At 65.2% G+C, this 17430-nt stretch carries 21 protein-coding genes and 1 tRNA gene; 9 read left to right on the top strand and 13 right to left on the bottom strand.

Going from position 1 to position 17430, the window contains the following annotated elements:
- Positions 1-15: 15 nt before the first annotated feature.
- On the bottom strand, positions 16-237 hold the full coding sequence (locus tag GXY01S_RS17950; protein WP_146222774.1) for a hypothetical protein: 222 nt from the start codon (positions 235-237) through the stop codon (positions 16-18).
- Positions 209-1234: an EF-P lysine aminoacylase EpmA gene (gene epmA / locus GXY01S_RS04680; RefSeq protein ID WP_061272377.1), complete on the bottom strand. Its 1026-nt coding sequence runs from the start codon at positions 1232-1234 to the stop codon at positions 209-211. Before epmA ends, GXY01S_RS17950 begins: the two co-directional genes overlap by 29 nt.
- A 51-nt stretch (positions 1235-1285) precedes the next feature.
- Here epmA and GXY01S_RS04675 point away from each other — a divergent pair, with 51 nt between their 5' ends.
- From GXY01S_RS04675 to GXY01S_RS04650, 6 genes are all read left to right on the top strand, one after another.
- Positions 1286-2350, top strand: a complete 1065-nt coding sequence (locus GXY01S_RS04675; protein WP_061272375.1) for a lysine-2,3-aminomutase-like protein — start codon at positions 1286-1288, stop codon at positions 2348-2350.
- 86 nt (positions 2351-2436) lie between these two features.
- Positions 2437-3003: an elongation factor P gene (efp, locus tag GXY01S_RS04670; protein WP_061272374.1), complete on the top strand. Its 567-nt coding sequence runs from the start codon at positions 2437-2439 to the stop codon at positions 3001-3003.
- 105 nt (positions 3004-3108) lie between these two features.
- Positions 3109-3930, top strand: a complete 822-nt coding sequence (locus GXY01S_RS04665; RefSeq protein ID WP_061272372.1) for an inositol monophosphatase family protein — start codon at positions 3109-3111, stop codon at positions 3928-3930.
- 72 nt (positions 3931-4002) lie between these two features.
- A complete protein-coding gene (locus GXY01S_RS04660; protein ID WP_061272370.1) occupies positions 4003-4953 on the top strand; it encodes an OmpA family protein in 951 nt (316 codons plus the stop codon).
- Positions 4954-4965: 12 nt separating this feature from the next.
- Positions 4966-6012, top strand: a complete 1047-nt coding sequence (locus tag GXY01S_RS04655) for a hypothetical protein (RefSeq protein ID WP_061272368.1) — start codon at positions 4966-4968, stop codon at positions 6010-6012.
- 26 nt (positions 6013-6038) lie between these two features.
- A complete protein-coding gene (locus tag GXY01S_RS04650; protein WP_061272366.1) occupies positions 6039-7001 on the top strand; it encodes a peptidoglycan -binding protein in 963 nt (320 codons plus the stop codon).
- A 115-nt stretch (positions 7002-7116) separates the two neighbouring features.
- On the opposite strand, the gene GXY01S_RS04645 is transcribed toward GXY01S_RS04650, so the two are convergent.
- The 3 genes from GXY01S_RS04645 to GXY01S_RS04635 all read right to left on the bottom strand — a co-directional run bounded on the left by GXY01S_RS04645 (position 7117) and on the right by GXY01S_RS04635 (position 8971).
- Entirely contained in the window at positions 7117-7731 is a 615-nt protein-coding gene (locus tag GXY01S_RS04645) for a tetratricopeptide repeat protein (protein ID WP_061272364.1), read from the bottom strand.
- A gap of 76 nt (positions 7732-7807) precedes the next feature.
- Positions 7808-7933, bottom strand: a complete 126-nt coding sequence (gene ykgO, locus GXY01S_RS04640; RefSeq protein ID WP_003617324.1) for a type B 50S ribosomal protein L36 — start codon at positions 7931-7933, stop codon at positions 7808-7810.
- 99 nt (positions 7934-8032) lie between these two features.
- Positions 8033-8971 (bottom strand): hydrogen peroxide-inducible genes activator, encoded by a 939-nt coding sequence (locus GXY01S_RS04635; RefSeq protein ID WP_061272362.1) that lies wholly within the window; start codon positions 8969-8971, stop codon positions 8033-8035.
- A 127-nt stretch (positions 8972-9098) separates the two neighbouring features.
- Here GXY01S_RS04635 and GXY01S_RS04630 point away from each other — a divergent pair, with 127 nt between their 5' ends.
- The 3 genes from GXY01S_RS04630 to GXY01S_RS04620 all read left to right on the top strand — a co-directional run bounded on the left by GXY01S_RS04630 (position 9099) and on the right by GXY01S_RS04620 (position 10526).
- Positions 9099-9641, top strand: coding sequence for a peroxiredoxin (locus GXY01S_RS04630; RefSeq protein ID WP_061272360.1), 543 nt, complete (start codon positions 9099-9101; stop codon positions 9639-9641).
- A gap of 141 nt (positions 9642-9782) precedes the next feature.
- On the top strand, positions 9783-10310 hold the full coding sequence (locus GXY01S_RS04625) for a carboxymuconolactone decarboxylase family protein (RefSeq protein WP_061272358.1): 528 nt from the start codon (positions 9783-9785) through the stop codon (positions 10308-10310).
- Between the two features lie 139 nt (positions 10311-10449).
- Positions 10450-10526, top strand: a tRNA-Asp gene (locus GXY01S_RS04620).
- Positions 10527-10670: 144 nt separating this feature from the next.
- Here GXY01S_RS04620 and GXY01S_RS04615 read toward each other — a convergent pair.
- The 8 genes from GXY01S_RS04615 to zwf all read right to left on the bottom strand — a co-directional run bounded on the left by GXY01S_RS04615 (position 10671) and on the right by zwf (position 17286).
- Positions 10671-11492, bottom strand: a complete 822-nt coding sequence (locus GXY01S_RS04615) for a fructosamine kinase family protein (RefSeq protein ID WP_061272356.1) — start codon at positions 11490-11492, stop codon at positions 10671-10673.
- Entirely contained in the window at positions 11489-11962 is a 474-nt protein-coding gene (locus GXY01S_RS04610) for a low molecular weight protein-tyrosine-phosphatase (protein ID WP_061272354.1), read from the bottom strand. Before GXY01S_RS04610 ends, GXY01S_RS04615 begins: the two co-directional genes overlap by 4 nt.
- The gene (locus tag GXY01S_RS04605; protein ID WP_061272352.1) at positions 11963-12523 is read right to left on the bottom strand and encodes a gluconokinase; all 561 of its coding nucleotides are present in this window, start codon (positions 12521-12523) and stop codon (positions 11963-11965) included.
- Positions 12520-13224 carry a ribose-5-phosphate isomerase RpiA gene (gene rpiA, locus GXY01S_RS04600; RefSeq protein WP_061272351.1) on the bottom strand — a complete coding sequence of 235 codons (705 nt, stop codon included), beginning with the start codon at positions 13222-13224 and terminating at the stop codon, positions 12520-12522. Before rpiA ends, GXY01S_RS04605 begins: the two co-directional genes overlap by 4 nt.
- A gap of 98 nt (positions 13225-13322) precedes the next feature.
- Positions 13323-14072, bottom strand: coding sequence for a 6-phosphogluconolactonase (pgl, locus tag GXY01S_RS04595; RefSeq protein WP_061272349.1), 750 nt, complete (start codon positions 14070-14072; stop codon positions 13323-13325).
- The gene (locus GXY01S_RS04590; protein ID WP_061272347.1) at positions 14065-14895 is read right to left on the bottom strand and encodes a Cof-type HAD-IIB family hydrolase; all 831 of its coding nucleotides are present in this window, start codon (positions 14893-14895) and stop codon (positions 14065-14067) included. The genes pgl and GXY01S_RS04590 overlap by 8 nt, the downstream gene beginning before the upstream one ends.
- Positions 14896-14923: 28 nt before the next feature.
- Positions 14924-15760, bottom strand: a complete 837-nt coding sequence (locus tag GXY01S_RS04585) for a Cof-type HAD-IIB family hydrolase (protein WP_061272345.1) — start codon at positions 15758-15760, stop codon at positions 14924-14926.
- Positions 15757-17286 (bottom strand): glucose-6-phosphate dehydrogenase, encoded by a 1530-nt coding sequence (zwf, locus tag GXY01S_RS04580; protein ID WP_061272343.1) that lies wholly within the window; start codon positions 17284-17286, stop codon positions 15757-15759. The genes GXY01S_RS04585 and zwf overlap by 4 nt, the downstream gene beginning before the upstream one ends.
- Positions 17287-17430: the final 144 nt, after the last annotated feature.

The following is a 17430-nucleotide window of genomic DNA, read 5'->3' as shown; positions in this document are numbered from 1 at the left end:
GCTCCATGACCGGGTTCAGGCACCCCGAACGGGATGAATACCTGCCGACATGAGGCCGGTGGTCTTTTTACCAGCGAGGCCGCGGGTTGCAAATCCTGATAGACCAAAAAGTATAAAAATTTTGGTGAAGCTTTTTTCAAAAGCTTCGAAGAACGCCGCCTTTTTGAAAAAAGGCGGCACCCAAAAACTTTTATTACTTTCTAGTATTTTACGATCTGGTTCCCAGCCACTGCACATCCGCAATCCGGTTCGTGCCCGCCGCCAGCATCACCAGCCGGTCAAAGCCCAGCGCAATGCCCGCACACGGCGGCAGGTTGCCAAGGGCGGACAGGAAAGCCTCGTCCATCGGCCAGTCCAGCCCGGATTCGCCGGGGTAAAGCGCCAGCCGCCGCGCCCGGTCAGCCTCGAAGCGCGCGCGCTGCTCGGCAGGGTCGGTCAGTTCCTCGAACGCATTGGCCAGTTCAATGCCGCCTGCATAAAGCTCGAAACGCAGCGCCACGCGCGGGTCCGCCGGGTCACGCCGGGCCAGCGCCGCCTGGCTTGCGGGCCAGTGGGTGAGAAAGGTGGGGCGCGTGCGGCCGATATGGGGCTCGATGCGTGCCATCATCAGGCGGAAGAACAGATCCTCCCACGTCTCATCGCGGCGCAGGTCGCACCCTGCGGCCTCAGCCAGCGCCGGGGCGTCGCCCTCATGCGCCAGAATGTCCACGCCTGCATATCGGGCAAAGGCTTCGGCCACGCTCAGCCGCTCGAAGGGCGCGGCAATGCTGATCTCATCCCCGCCGCCCGCCCGCACCACCGGCGGCAGGACCGCGCGCAGCAGGGCTTCGGTTTCATCCATCAGCCCTGCCAGCGTCGCACCCGGGCGGTACCATTCCAGCATGGTGAATTCATGGGCGTGCAGCCTGCTGCCCTCGGCATTGCGCCACACCCGCGCCAGTTGGTACACGGGCAGGCCGGTGGCGGCGACGATGCGCTTCATGGCAAACTCAGGACTGGTGTGCAGCCATAGCCGCTCACGACTGCCATCAGCGCCCGCACGCTCGGTGGCAAACACCTTGAGGTGCACTTCCTCGCCCGGAGTCGGCACGGCATAGGGGGTCTCGACTTCCGTGTAACCGCGCGCATCAAAAAAGGCCCGCACGCCGCGCAGCACGAGGTTGCGGCGCAGCAGCCGCGGCAGCCGGTCGGCAATGCGGGCGCAGTCGGGGCGTGGGGGCAGGGACTCGGGCATGGGGCACGCTCCTGGGTTGCAGCAAGGGAAAGCGCGCAGTACAGCCCCCGCATGGCACTCCCGGTCAATCCCCCCCAGACCCCGCGCACGTTGCGCAGCGTGGCCGACCTGCTTGCGGCAGGGCTGGTTACGCCCGCGCAGGCTCCGGCGCTGGAAAACGTGGCGCAACACTACGCCACCGCCATTCCCCCTGCCTTTGCCGACCTGATCGAAACGCCAGATGACCCGATCGGCCGCCAGGTCATTCCCGATGCGGCGGAATGCCACGCCGACCCGACCGAAGACCCGGACCCGATTGGCGATGATGCGCTCTCCCCCGTGCCGGGCATCGTGCACCGCTATGCCGACCGCGCGCTGCTCAAGCCGCTGCTGGTCTGCCCGCTTTACTGCCGCTTCTGCTTCCGCCGCGAGCATGTCGGCCCCGGCGGCGGCGTGCTTGATGAGGCGGCACTCGAAACCGCGCTCGACTGGCTGCGCACCCACCCCGACATTCATGAAGTCGTGATGACCGGCGGCGACCCGCTCATGCTCTCGCCGCGCCGCATGCGCATGATCATGCAGGCACTTGAGGGCATGGAACATATCCACACCATCCGCATCCATTCCCGCGTGCCGGTGGCCGACCCCGACCGGCTGGATGAGGAAATGGCGGATGCGCTGGAGACCACGCGCTCGATGTGGCTGGTCGTGCATGTCAACCACGCGCGCGAACTCACGCCCGCGGCCCGCGCCGCCATCCGCCGCGTGCAGGCGCGCGCCATACCGGTGCTGGGGCAGTCCGTGCTACTGCGCGGAGTCAATGACACGACCGAGGCGCTCGAGGCGCTCTTGCGCGCGCAGGTGGCCGCCCGCATTCGCCCCTATTACCTGCACCAGCTTGACCCGGCGCCGGGCACCGCGCGCTTTCACGTGCCCATACGCGAGGGACAGCGCCTGCTGGCCAGCCTGCGCGGGCGGGTGACGGGCATTGCGTGGCCGACCTATGTGCTCGACATTCCCGGCGGGCATGGCAAGGTGCCCATCGGGCCGGATTACCTGCGCATCGGCCCCGATGGCATGCTCGCGGCGCTGGCGCCTGATGGCACGCTGCACCGCCTTGCGCGCGAACAGGGCTGAAAAGAAGGGCGCCAAACCTTGCCCTTCCGCGCGCGGGGCGCTAGAAGCCGAACCGCCATACTTCCCACAACCATACAGGGACCACCATGAAGCAGCAGGCAAACCTGATCCGTGCCGGGCAGGTCATCGAGCACGACGGCCGTCGCTGGACGGTCCTGAAGCAGCAGATCATCACGCCGGGCAAGGGCGGCGCATTCATCCAGGTGGAAATGCGCGACCTCAAGACCGGCAACAAGACCAACGAGCGCTGGCGCACCGCCGACACCGTTGAACGCCTGATGACCGAGGAGAAGGAATACACCTACTCCTACATGGACGGCGACAACATCGTGCTCATGGACCCCGAGACCTTCGAGCAGCTTCTCCTGCCGCTTGACCTGCTCGGCGATCAGGCTCCCTTCCTGCAGGACAACATGACCCTGGTGCTCAACCTTGTGGAAGGCGACCCGGTTGGCGTCGTGCTGCCAGCCCAGGTGACGCTTGAGGTGGTCGAGGCCGACCCGGTGGTCAAGGGCCAGACGGCAAGCTCGTCCTACAAGCCCGCCCGCCTGTCCAATGGCGTGAAGACCATGGTGCCCCCCTTCATTGAAGCTGGCGAGCGCATCGTGGTCCGCACCGAGGACAGCAGCTACGTCGAGCGCGCCAAATCCTGAGCCCACAGGGGCTGTGGCCTGCCTGCCCGCAGGCCGCGGCCCGCCTTTTCTTCACCCCTTACACCCGTTCCACCGCCGAACCAGACAGGACCGATCACCGTGGCAATGCGACTCTCTCCCCATATGACGGTGATGCAGAACGCTGCCCAGAAGGCCGCACGTCGCCTTCTGCGTGACTTCAGCGAAGTCGAGCAGCTTCAGGTCAGCATCAAGGGCCCTGGCGATTTCGTCTCGCAGGCCGACCTGCGGGCCGAAACCACCATCCACGAGGAACTGGCCCGCGCCCGGCCCGGCTACGCCTTCCTGATGGAGGAAAGCGGTGCCTCGGGCAGCGAGGGCTGGACATGGCGCTGGGTGATCGACCCGCTGGACGGCACCACCAACTTCCTGCACGGCGTGCCGCACTGGGCCATTTCCATCGGCCTGCAGCGCCGGCTGCCCGATGGCACGATCGAGATCGTGGCAGGGCTGGTGTACAACCCCGTGGTCAACGAGATGTTCTGGGCCGAAAAAGGCGTGGGCGCGTTCCTCAACGACCGCCGCCTGCGCGTTTCCGCCCGCCGGTCGATGAACGAGGCGCTGTTCGCCACCGGCATTCCGTTTGCCAAGGTCTCGGCGCGCAACCGCCTGTCATTTGCCCGCACGCTTGGCGCGCTGATGCCGCAGGTTGCTGGCATCCGCCGATTCGGTGCCGCCGCCCTCGACCTCGCCTGGGTCGCGGCAGGCCGGTATGACGGCTACTGGGAACTGGGCATCAAGCCGTGGGACTGCGCAGCCGGCATCCTGCTCGTGCGCGAGGCCGGTGGCTACGCAACCGACCCCGCGGGCGAGGATCTGAACGATCTTGGCGCCTCCATCGACGCTGTGGTGGGCAACCCCCACATGCACGGCCCGCTGCGCGAACTCGTGGCCAGCAGCATCGGTTGATGCACGGCAGGGCCCCTGTGGCCCGTTTGCCGATTGCGCCCCCGCCTGCAGCCCGGTAGCCTGCCGGGCATAATGCAGCACTCATTCCCCTCCCTTCCCCGCCGGTCGGCACGCGTGCTGGCCGTGCTCGGCGTTGCCACCTGCGCCCTTCTGGGCAGCGCACAGGCACAGGTCACCACCAGCAAGAGCGCGCTTGACGCACTTGGCGCGCCCCAAAAACGCGCCGCCATGCTGCCTGATGGCGGCAGCATGAGCCTGTCGGGCGCCACCACGCCTGATACGCCGGAAAGTGCGGCCAGCGCGCCACCTGCAGCCCAGGTGCCCCCCACGCCCACTTCCCGCCCCCGCAACGGTGCCAGCAGCCCGTCAGCCGCCACCCGTCATGCCGCTACGGCCCCGGCGCCGCAGGCAGCCCCCCCCGTGGCAGCACCCGCCACGGCAAAAGCCCCGGCCGGCACCCACGCCGCGGCCACAGCCCCCATGCCCAGCAGCAGCACCAACGCCGTGGCCCCCGCCGCCGCCATTGCCGCCCTGCCGCCAGTAGCCGCCAGACCACCCGACAACCCGGTGCTGCACCCGCCCGAGACGCATGTGCCGCTGCACCCCTTCACGCCTCCGCCCGAGGTCAAGCCCGACCCGCAGGCACGCGGCCGGGCGGAAAAGGTGACGGGTGGCACGCGCCTGCACTTCGCCACCCAGTCAGCCGACATGAATCCGCGCATGATGACGGCCCTGCAAACATTTGCCACACTCATGCAGAAGCTGCCTGACCAGCACATCAACATCGTAGCCTATGGCGAAGGCCGCCCCGATGATCCCTCAACGCCACGGCGGGTTGCCTTGAGCCGCGGGCTTGCCGTGCGTTCGGTGCTGATCCACGCGGGCGTGGCCCCGACACGCATCTATGTGCGCGCCATCGGCCTGCCCGACGCGGATGCCCAGGGCGCGGGTGCGGATTGTGTTGACGTGACCCGTTCCGGTGTGGTGGCCTCAACCACCCAAACCGAGCCACCGGCGCATTAAGGAAACCACTGCGTGACACGACCGACGACCTACCTTTTACGGGTTCTTGTGTTTCTTCTGGCTGTCGGGGTTGTCACAGCCCTGCTTTCCCCCACCCTCTATCAGGCCTTCTGCAACAATCCCTATCTTGATGGCCTGATCATCGGCATCCTCGTGCTCGGTGTGGCGTGGAACATCATCATGATCCTGCGCCTCATCCCCGAGGTGCGCTGGGTCAACATCCTGCGCCACCCGCGTGAGGGGCTGACCACGCCGCCGCCGCCGCGCCTGCTCGCCCCCATGGCCTCGATGCTGGCCACCCACGACAAGGGCCGCAGGCTCACGCTGTCCGCCCCGGTCATGCAGTCGCTGCTCGACAGCCTCTCCGCACGCCTTGACGAGGGGCGCGAGCTGTCGCGCTACCTCACCGGGCTGCTCATCTTCCTCGGCCTGCTCGGCACGTTCTATGGCCTGCTGCTGACCGTGGGCTCCATTGCCGATGTGATTGGCAACATGTCGGTGGGCAATGGCGACACCAACGCCATGTTCGACCAGCTCAAGACCGGGCTGGCAGGCCCGCTGCATGGCATGGGCACGGCGTTCTCCGGCTCGATGTTCGGCCTCGCCGGCGCCCTTGTGCTGGGCTTTCTTGACCTGACGGCAGGTCAGGCCCAGACCCGCTTCTTCAACGAGCTTGAGGAATGGCTGGCCACCATTACCCGCCTCTCGGCAGGCGGGCTGCAGGTTGGCGGCAATGATGCGAGCGTGCCCGCCTATGTGCAGGCGCTGCTCGAGCACACCGCCGAGAACATGGAAAAGCTGCAGGCCCTCATGGCCCGTAGCGAGGAGACGCGCGCGCAGGAGCAGCGCCTGCTGACCGCGCTGAACGACCGCCTGGCCCAACTGGCCGACAACCGGGGCGAGGACCACCTGCAGGGCATCGAATCCCTGCTGGCCCGCCTTGTGCAGGAATCGGCGGCAGGCCGTGAGCAGATGGCAGCCGACATCCGCAACGACCTGCGCCTGCTTGCGCGCACCATTGCCGCGAGCACGCCCGGAACGGGCCACTCCGCTTCCTGACCGCAGATCAAGGCAAGGTTTATTTCATGGCGCGCCGTTCCCGTCGCTCGATCCGTTCCGAACTGAATGCCTGGCCGGGCTATGTTGATGCGCTGTCAACATTGCTCATGGTCATCATCTTCGTGCTGCTGGTGTTCGTTCTGGGGCAGGCTTTCCTGTCCGTAACCCTGAACAAGCGCCAGCAGGCCCTTGACCAGCTCGAGCACGAGGTGGCCCGCCTGGCCCAGATGCTCTCGCTCGAGCACAGCCACACCACGGCGCTCCAGACCGAGATCGCCACCCTGCACAAGGAGCATGAGGCGGACGTGTCCACCGCCACCTCGCTCACCGCCCAGCTCAACCAGCAGACCAGCGAGCGCGATACCGCCCAGAGCCACGCCAGCGCGCTTGATACGCAGCTTGCCCAGCTCAACGCGCAGCTCAGCGCCGTCAGCGCCGCACTCGAAGTCAGCGAACAGACGGTGCAGGAGCGCGACCACAAGATCGACAACCTTGGCATGCAGCTCAACGTGGCGCTGGCGCGCAAGGTGGAGCAGTTGCAGCAGTACCGCTCCGAATTCTTTGGCCGCCTGCGCAGCGTGATGCAGGACCACAAGGGCGTGCAGATCGTAGGCGACCGCTTCGTGTTCCAGAGCGAGGTGCTGTTCCCCGTAGGCAGTGCCGACCTGTCATCCGAGGGCGTGGAGCAGATCAAGATCCTGGCCAAAACGCTGCGGCAGGTCGCCGCCCAGATTCCACCCGATGTGCCGTGGATCCTGCGCGTGGATGGCCATGCCGACCGGCTGCCCATTCACACCGCCTTCCCCAGCAACTGGGAGCTGTCATCCGAGCGCGCCATTACGGTGGTCAAGCTGCTGATTGCCGAGGGCATCAACCCGCACCATCTGGCCGCGACCGGCTTTTCGGACTACCAGCCGCTTGATAACGGCACCACGGCAGAGGCCTATGCGCGTAACCGCCGCATCGAGTTCCGCCTGACGGACCGCTGATAGGCAAGGATCAGGATCAAACGTTTTTGGACGCCGCCTTTTTTCAAAAAGGCGGCGTCCTTCGAAGCTTTTTGAAAAAAGCTTCCCCAAAAACTTTTATTTTTAATGAGATTTTTCAGGTAGGCTGGCCAAAGGCCTTCAGGCGCAACTGCTCGGTCTGGTGGGCGGCGTCGGGAATGGTGGGTTCAAGTTCCACCACATGCTGCCACGCTTTCCACGCGGCCTGCCAGTCGCCGCGCTGGGCTTCCGCCTCCTGCAGAATCTTCCACGCCATGACATCGCGCCCGTCATGGTGCAACGCCACGCCAAGGTCGGCCACCGCGCCATCAGGGTTGGCAGCGGCAAGGCGGGCCTGCGCGCGGTTGCGCCACAGCACCTCAACATCGGGCTGGAGCAGCAGGGCATCGTCCATGTCCTGTTCGGCATCGAGCGGACGCTGGGCATCAAGGTCATCCTGCGCGCGGCGCACCAGCAGCGTGGTGGTGGGCGCCAGATCCTTCAGGCGCACCTGCTCGATGCGCCCGAGCAGGTCGCGCGCGCCGCGTGCGGTGGCCGCATGGGCCAGTTCCGTCTCGAGGCTGTCCAGCGATGGCTCGGCGGGGGTGCTGCCCTGCATCCTGGCAGGCGGGCCTGCATGCCGGTCGAGCCCATGGGCCGGCGCATCCGCCGCATGGGCCTGCAGGGGCAACAGGCTGGCCGCAAGCATGAGTACGCACGAAAAGCCACGCATACAGGTTAGTGAAAACCTGCCTGCGCGGCTTTGCGGCTGTTCAAAGATGAACCGGACGGTCAAGGCCGCCTGGCAATCAGCCCTGACGGGCCTTCATGCGCGGGTTCTTCTTGTTGATGACGTAGACCTTGCCACGGCGACGGACCACACGGCAGTCCTTGTCCCGAACCTTGGCCGATTTCAGGCTGTTTCTGATTTTCATGATCCGACCCTCGACTAGCGGCGATGTGCCGCAAAAGAGGCACCCGAATACCCTTGCCTGCGCCATGAGTCAACTCCAGCAGCAGATTCTGGCGCCATTTTACAGCAGGGAATTCGCCTGCGGGATGGAATCTGGCACGAAAAGCGGGGCAATGGCGTGGAAATCCGCCATGCGGGGCGAACGCGGCCGCCAGGCCAGGCCAATGGTGCGCCATGCCTGCGCGCCGCTTACGGGGCGCACGGTCAGGCGGGTCCAGTCCATCAGCGGCGACTCGACCGCCAGTTGCGGCAGCAGGGCCAGCCCCATGCCTGCCGCCACCATTTCCACCAGCGTAAACAGCGAGGTGACGGCGCACTGCGTCTCGTCCGCCGGGCCGGAGGACCACCCTCCCGCCTGGCGGCACATGGCCAGCGTCTGCTCGCGCAGGCAGTGCCCATCCTCGAGCAGGATCATGCGCTCATGCGCAAGGTCGGCCACCGGCACCACGTCAAGGCGGGCAAACGGGTGGGCGCGCGGCATGACCAGCATGAAGGGATCGCGCCACAGCGGCAGCGTTTCGCTATCGGCGCAGTCGCACGGCATGGCCAGCAGCACAAGGTCGAGTCGCCCCCGCGCCAGCTTTTCCATCACGTTATGGGTCAGGTCCTCGCTCAGCGAGAGGTTCAGCCGCGGATACTGGCGCGGCAGGCGGGCCACGAGGGTGGGCATGACAAACGGCCCGATGGTGGGAATGACACCCAGCCGCAAAAGCCCGCTCATCGGCTCACGCGAGGCCACGGCCATGTCGAGCACGCCCTGCAGGGCCTCGAGCGCGTGGCGGGCCTGGCACACCACCCTGTCGCCCAGAGGGGTGAACACGACTTTCTTGCCCACCTCACGGTCGAGCAGTTGCACATCCATCTGGCGCTCGAGGGCCAGGATACCGGCGGAAAGCGTGGACTGGGTTACGGCGCAGGCCTTGGCCGCGCGGCCAAAATGACGCAGTTCGGCCAGCGAGACCAAATAACGGAGCTGCTGGGCGGAGGGCATTGGAAGCATCGATGACGCCGATCAATATATCCATGAATTATTCACTGGCATGATAGCAGCATCCCCGCCATAGATACACTTGCCGGATTGCAATACCAATCCGTTCCATATTTTAACCCAAACAGGAGATTTCCTGATGCTGACAGTCGGTGACAAGTTTCCCGCCTTCAACCTGACCGCCGTTCCCGGCGGGCCTGAAGGGCTCAAGGGCGAGTTCGTGCAGATCACGGACGCATGCAACGAAGGCAAGTGGAAGGTCGTGTTCTTCTGGCCGCTCGACTTCACCTTCGTCTGCCCGACCGAGATCGTGGCGTTTGGCAAGCTCAACGGCGAGTTCAAGGACCGTGACGCCGTGGTGTATGGCGTGTCGATCGACAGCGCCTTCGTGCACCTGAACTGGCGCCTGAACCACGAGGACCTCAAGACCCTCGAGATCCCGATGCTCGCCGACATCAAGCGCGAGCTGATCGAAAGCTGCGGCGTGATGGCCCAGCAGGCCGGTGCCGCGCTGCGCGCCACCTTCATTGTCGACCCCGAGGGCATCATCCGCCATGTCAGCGTCAATGACCTGTCGGTTGGCCGCAACCCGCAGGAGGTGCTGCGCATCCTCGACGGGCTGCAGAGCGACGAGCTGTGCCCGTGCAACTGGAACAAGGGCGACGCCTTCATCAAGGCCTGATCCCTTTCCAGTCCGGGTTTCCGCGCGGGTCATGGCCCGCGCGGCAGCCCGCGCCGCCTGCCCCGACCCCTGCCGCGCGCAGGCGTGGGGACAAGCGGGGCCATGCCCCCTCATATCCCCTGACATCCATGGAGAACCCCCATGTCGATCGACTCCATCAAGGCCGCGCTGCCCGATTACGCCAAGGACCTCAAGCTCAACCTGAGTTCGCTGGCCAATGACATAACACTTACGCCCCAGCAGCTTGGCGGCACGTTCGTCGCCTCCGCCATTGCCACGCGCAACACGGCGCTGACCCATGCGCTCGTGGCCGAGTATGGCCCCAAGCTCACCCCCGAGGCGCTGGAAGCCGCCCGGGCGGCGGCGGCCATCATGGGCATGAACAACGTCTATTACCGCTTCGTGCACCTTGTGGGCGGCGATTATGCCAAGATGCCTGCACGCCTGCGCATGAACATCATTGCGCGGCCCGGCGTGGAGAAGGCCGATTTCGAGCTGTGGTCCATGGCGGTCTCGGCCATCAATGGCTGCGGCATGTGCATGGAAAGCCATGAGCAGCAGCTCCGCGCGGCAGGCATGAGCACCGAGCAGATCCAGACCGCCGTGCGCATTGCCGCAACCGTAAGCGGCCTGGCCGTTGCGCTCGAAGGCGTGGAAATTCCTGCCTGATTACAGCCCCGCCCCTGAAAAACGCCATGAATCGGAAGATCATGGCGTTTTTTTTTCGCCTGCCCTGTTGCCATGGCGGGGCCAGCCTGTTATTTGCCCTTTCACCGAATGGTTGCCACCCCACGGGGTTGCAGCGGATGCGGGTGTAGCTCAGTTGGTTAGAGCGCCGGCCTGTCACGCCGGAGGTCGCGGGTTCGAGCCCCGTCACTCGCGCCACTTTATGGTGCCCTCCCAAAATCAAAACTGTCTCTATCAGAGATTAAGTAGAAAAAGTTTTTGGTGAAGCTTTTTTCAAAAAGCTTCAGAAGAACGCCGCCTTCTTGAAAAAAGCCGGCACCCGGAAGCCTTTGCTTTTTAGCCTCAACCTGCCCCGGCATCATCCAGATACTGCGCCACCATGGGCCGGTATGTCGCGCCAAACAGGCGCAGGTGCACTAGCGCGATCCACAGCCGGTAAATGGCAAAACGCACCGCATACCCTGCCTCCAGCGGGCCCCCGGCCATGTAGAACGCCGCTGGCGGCTGCGAGAACACGCCCACGGTTGCCAGATCCACCTCCACATGCCCGTAATAGCAGCACGGGTCGATCAGGCCGGTCACGCTCCGATGCGCCACCAGCACGTTGCCACTCCACAGATCGCCATGCAGCAGGGCGGGCGCGGGCGTTGCCGGCAGCAGGTCGGGCAGGCGGCGCATGAGCTGTTCAAGGCGGCGGGCCACGTCAATGGGCACATGCGCCAGATGTACGCCCAGGCGGTACGCGGCCCAGAATTCAGGCCAGCGATCGGCCCATGTATTGCATACGCTGACCGCGCCAAGGGCGTAATCCCCCGCCCAGCCATAGCGGATCATGCCACCTTCGGGGCGGGCTTCATGCACCTGCGCCAGCACGCGGCCCAGATCGCCCCAGCAGGTAGCCAGCGTGCCCTCCATGGGCCGGTATTCCATCACCAATGCATCCGCATCCACGGCCAGCACAGCGGGCACCGGCGCACCGGTTTCGCCCATGGCGCGCAGCATGGCGGCCTCGGCCAGCGGGTCAGGGCCACTCTTGGCCACCACCGTGCGCCCGTCATTGAGGTAGACCAGCAGGGTCTGGGCAATGTCGCCGCCCTGAAGCGGATGCCAGTTCCACAGCCCTGAGCCCAGCAGCGTGGCGGCATGGCGGGCGAGGCGGCTCATGGCCGGGCCAGCAGGCGCCTGACCAGCGCCTGCGCCCCGGCGCTGACATCGCGCCATGTGGTCTCGAAGCCGCTGGCATCGCCATAATACGGATCGGCCACCGCCTCCCCCTGCCTGCCGGGCACGTGATCGAGCAGCAGGGACAGTTCGGCACGCGCCCCCTCTGGCCGCATGGCACGCAGATGCGCAAGGTTGGCGTGATCGAGGGCGATGATGTGGGTAAAGCGGGTAAAATCGGAAGGCGCGACCACCCGGGCACGGTAACGGCCCATGTCGATGCCATGCTGGCGCGCCACGGCACGGGCCCGCCGGTCGGGTGGCGAGCCGGCATGCCAGTTGCCCGTGCCCGCCGAATCGACCACCACCTCCAGCCCTGCCGCGCCGGCGGCCTGCCTGAAGGCAGCCTCGGCCAGCGGCGAGCGGCAGATATTGCCCATGCACACGAACAGAACGGCAGGGCGGGCGGTCATCTAGCCCCCTTTGCGTTCAGGGAATTTCTGCGCCAGAATTCCCAGCGTCTCGGCAATGAGGGCGGCGGGCGTTTCCTCAAGATGCACCACGATGGGGTGCTCATCCGCCGTGGGCGGCTCGAGTGTGGCAAGCTGGCTGGGCAGCAGGCTGGGCGGCATGTAATGCCCGCGCCTGCGCCTGAGGCGGTCGTAGAGCGTGTCCTCGGGAATTTCGAGGTAGATGAACACGATATCCGCCGCCCCGTCCGCGCGCAGCAGATCACGGTAGGAGCGCTTGAGCGCCGAGCAGGTCAGGATGCCCCCCTGCCCCGACGCCACGCGCCCCAGCAGCCATTTATGGCATTGCTCAAGCCAGGGCAGGCGGTCGGCATCGGTCAGGGGAATGCCCGCGGCCATTTTTTCCACATTGGCGGCCGGGTGCAGCAGGTCGCCTTCCTGATAGGGCCAGCCCAGCACGTTGTGCAGCCCTTCGGCCAGCGTGGTCTTGCCACAGCCCGAAACCCCCATGATGACCAAGACCAGCGGCCTGATGCCCTGGTCCTGCAAGGCGCGGCCGGTCATGCCACGCCCAGCCGCTGCAGGCCATCGGCGGTGGCCACGATCACCTCCGACGTGCGGCCAATGAACAGCCCGGTCTCGATCACGCCCACGATCTGCTCAAGCTGGCGCTGCAGGGAGGCAGAATCGGCAATCGGGCCAAAGTGGCAGTCAAGGATCATGTTACCGCCATCGGTCACGAACACATTGCCGCCCCGGTCCAGCCGCTGGGTAATCTTGGCACCAAGCGCTTCAAGCTGGCGGGCGGTGCTGGTCCAGCCGAAATTGGCGACTTCCACCGGCACGGGCACGCGCGCGCCAAGGCGGTCGACGAGCTTGCTGTCGTCCACCACCACCACGAATTTACGCGCGGCGGCGGCCACGATCTTCTCGCGGAACAGCGCGCCGCCCAGCCCCTTGATCAGGTTGAGCGAGCCCCGCTCGACCTCATCGGCGCCATCGATGTCGATATCGATCTGCGGATGGGTGGCGAAGGTGACCAGCCTGATGCCGTGCGAGCGCGCCTGCTCGGCCGAGCGCTCGGATGTGGGAATGGCACTAAAGCGCAGGCCATCCGCCCAGCGGCGGCCAAGCTCCTCGATCATGAAGGCCGACGTGCTGCCCGAGCCAAGGCCGACCACCATGCCGTCCTTGACCATGTCGGCGGCTTCGATCGCGGCCTGCCGCTTCAGTTCTGCCCGTGGGTCCGCGTTCTGGGTGGACATGCGCTGCTTCCTCTTCCTGCGGGGCATCCCGGCCATGGGTGCCCCGTCGTTTTTATTTGGCCCTGTATCGTATCACGCCGATACGATACGCCACGCACTTATTGCCCCGCCGCCGCCTTGTCCATAAGCCAGATGAGTTCACCCTCGCTGGTGATATGGCTGGCAGGCTCCGCCGGGTCGCCCGCGCGCACCCTGGCGAAAGCTTCACGCTTGCCTGCACCCGCCAGCATGAACACCACATGGCGGCTGGAATGGATGGCGGGATAGGTCAGCGTGAGGCGCGTATGCGGCGCATCATCGGGCACGCAGGTCGAGACCCAGAGCTTTTTCTCCTCCAGCACCGGCTGGCGCGGAAAGAGAGATGCGGTATGCCCGTTATCACCCAGCCCCAGCATCACCACATCGAAGAGCGGGCGGCCGGGTTCCAGCGTCTTGCCACCATAAACCGCTTCGAGTTCCGCCTGATACTTTGCCGCCGCCTGCGCCGGGTCGCCCGATGTGAGCATGGGGTGCACGTTGGCGGGCGGCACCTTTACGTGCGCCAGCATCTCGGTCTCGACCATGTTGTAATTGCTGGCCGCATCGCTCTCGGGCACGAAACGCTCATCGCCAAAGAAGAACTGCGTGTTCGCCCACGGAAAGCGGTCGCGATATTCAGCGGAGGCCAGGATCTGGTACAGCCGCTTTGGCGTGGACCCGCCCGAAAGGGCGATTACGAACGGCCTCCCCTTTTTCGCCAGCGCCTGTTCCGTCAGCCATTTCGCCATGTGCTGGGCAATGGCCTCGGCATCGGGCAGGACAACCATCGCGCCCGTTTTCACATCATGTCCACCGGTCATCTCACGCATCCCCCAGCACGAATTTCTCGATTCCATTGGCGAATCCTTCCTCCTCGCACGAGGTGGAAACATGGGTCGCCTGCTTCTGCACCTCCGGGCTGGCCTGGCCCATGGCGATGGACATGCCGCTCTTGCGGAACATCAGCACATCATTGGGCTGGTCGCCCAGCGTCACCATCTGGCTGGCGGGAATGCCCAGCAGGCGCTCGAGCGTCATCACCACGCCGCCCTTGTTCGCGTCTTTATTGGTCACATCCACATAGTACGGCTGTGACAGCGCGGCGGATGCCGTATCGCCCAGCGCCTGCTGCAGGTCGTGCTCAAGGCGCTTCATCAGTTCAAGGTCATCGCTCACCCCGGTGATCTTGACCACCTGGTCCAGCTTCGCGTCCACATCGCCCACCACGGGCGGAAACTTGACCGTCCACTGCTCGCGCGCCACATGCGGCGCATCGAGTTTCGAGACGATCCAGTCATTGCCGTTATACACCCATGGGTCGGCCCTGTGGTCGCGGATGATGCCGATCACCTTGCGCGCGGTGTCAGTTGGCAGGGTGCGGGCCTCGATCACGGTAAAATCGGGCTTGACCATCATGCCGCCATTGAAGCCTGCAATCGGCTCGGAAATTTTCAGCGGGTCGATCACCATCTTCATGCCCTTGGGCGGGCGGCCACTGGTGATGGTGAAAAGGATGCCCCGCTCGCGCAGGCGCTCGACCGCGCGGATGGCGCGTGGGGTCAGGATCTTGTCCTTCGTGACCAGTGTGCCATCCACATCGGCCAGTACCAGCCTGATCTGGCCTGCTGGCGTTGCGGCTGCGTCGTGGGGCATGTTGCCTCTCCCTTCTGTGCCGCGCGCCTCAGGGGCGGGGCAGGACAAAGTTTTCGATCGCGTAGGCCCAGCCATCATTGGTGTTGGGCCGGGTCACGAAACGGGCATGGGCCTTGACGTTATCAAGCGCGTTGCCCATCGCGATGCTGACCCCCGCTTCCTTCAGCATGGGAATGTCGTTGTTCATATCCCCGATGCATGCCGTATCCCGGATATCAATATCCAGCAATTTGGCCAGTTCTTTTGCCGCATAGCCCTTGTTCGCCTGCGGGTGCGTAATATCAAGGTAAATGGGTGATGACTGGTGTACGCTCGCCTTGCCCCCAAGCAAGTTTGCAAGGTCGCGTTCCACGCCCGGCAGGGCCGCCGGGTCACTGGCCACGCCCATGATCTTGCCCACGTTTTCATAATGGCCCGCGAAGTCATCCACCCGCACGGGCGTGGTCTGCACCACCTCGCGCTCATGGGCGACCTGCGGCGTGTCATCACGGCGCACCAGCCAGTCATGGCCAATGAACAGCCACGGCTCGACCCCGTGGCTGATGAGGAATTCAACCGCCTGTTTCGCAACCGCAGGCGCAAGCGACAGGCGCTCACGGATGGTGCCGTCAGGATCACAGATCAGCCCGCCATTCAGCCCCGCGATCGGCTCATGGATATCAAGCGCGCGCACGAACTGCATCATGCCGCGTGGGGCGCGGCTGCTGATCAGGCTGAGTTTTATGCCTGCCGCCCGCAGGTCAGCCGCCGCCTTGTGGGCAGCGGGGGTGAGTTCGCGCTCGGGCGTAATAAGGGTGCCATCGATATCGGACACCACAAGCCTGACGGCATGCGGGCGGGAGACGGGTGCGGTCATGGGCATCATCCAATCTTAAGCCAGTGGCGGTGGTCGCGGGCCAGCAGGGCATCGGCGGCTTCCGGCCCTTCGCTGTCGGCGGCGTAAAAGGCGAGGCTGCGGGCATCCTGCCCCCAGTCCAGCACCGGCTGCACGGCGCGCCAGCCTGCCTCGATATTGTCGGCGCGCTGGAACAGCGTGGCATCGCCGATCATGCAGTCATAGATCAGGGTCTCATACCCCGTGCTCGGCCCTTCGCTGAACCATTCGGCGTAATCGAACTTCATGCGCACGCCGCCCAGCCTGACCGAGGGGCCGGGAATCTTGGCCGAGAACTGCATGGTCACCCCCTCGGTCGGCTGGATGTGGATGACCATGATGTTGGGGGCCAGCTTGTCCACCGGCGTGTCACGGAACAGAGCATAGGGGGCGGATTTGAAGTGGATGGCGATCTCGGTCTTGCGCGCGGCCAGCCGCTTGCCGGTGCGCACGTAAAACGGCACCCCGGCCCAGCGCCAGTTATCGATGCCGAATTTCATGGCCACATACGTCTCGGTCAGGGAATGGGGGTCAACGCCCGGCTCCTGCCGGTAACCCGGCACGGCCTTCGCCCCCACCGTGCCCGGCGCGTACTGCCCGCGCACCACATCGGCGGGAACAAGGGGATGGATGGCGTCGAGCACCTTGGTCTTTTCGTTGCGCACGGCATCGGCATCGAACGAGATCGGGGCTTCCATCGCCGTCATGGCCAGGAGCTGCATGACGTGGTTGGGCACCATGTCGCGCAATGCGCCGGTGCCTTCATAGAATTTGGCCCGCTGTTCCACGCCCACGGTCTCGGCGGCGGTGATCTGGACGTGGTCGATGTTCTGGCGGTTCCACAGCGGCTCGAAAAACCCGTTGGAAAAGCGCAGGGCGAGGATGTTCTGCACCGTCTCCTTACCCAGGTAGTGGTCGATGCGGTAGATCTGCTGCTCCTCAAGCGTGTTGAGCAGCCTTGTATTGAGTGCGATGGCCGATTGCAGGTCATGGCCGAAGGGTTTTTCCACGATCACGCGGCGAAAGGCATCCGGCCCTTCACGCACCAGCCCTGCCTCGCCCAGCCGGTCCACGATCGGGCCGAAGAAGCGGGCCGCCACGGCAAGATAGAAGATGCAGTTCTGCCCTGCCGTGACATCGGCTACGGCCTGATAGGTCTGCACGGATTCAAAGTCGCCCTGCACGTAGCGGATGCGCGGCAGCATCCATGCCCAGACATCCTCGCGCAGGCTGACGGCCTCGGCCCCCCGGCGGGCGGTAAAATCCTCAAGGGCCGCGCGCACGTTGTCGCGCAACTGTTCATCGGTCAGGTCCGCGCGGTCAACCGCCACGATGCCAAAGCCATCATCAAGCAGCCCGGCGCAGGCCAGGTTGTATATGGCAGGCAGCAGAAGGCGGCGGGTCAGGTCGCCGCCGCCGCCAAAGATGACGAACGAACCCGGCGGGCTGCGCCGGGGGGCGGCTTCATGGTGCGTGTCGCCCACCTGCGAGACTGCCGAGGCAATAATGTTTTCCATTGTGCTGCTGTCCCTGAACTGTATTCGCTATAATCCTCCCCCGGCTGTTCCGGTTGCAGTCATTAAGCGCTGTCATTTCATGGGGAACAGCCAGAGCCTGCCCAGATGCCTAGCATCCGGGCAGGCTGTCAGTTACCGGCCCGG

This window comes from Komagataeibacter xylinus NBRC 15237, from assembly GCF_001571345.1.
GTDB classification, from domain to species: Bacteria; Pseudomonadota; Alphaproteobacteria; order Acetobacterales; family Acetobacteraceae; genus Komagataeibacter; species Komagataeibacter xylinus.
This window is presented reverse-complemented; position numbering and strand designations above follow the sequence as displayed.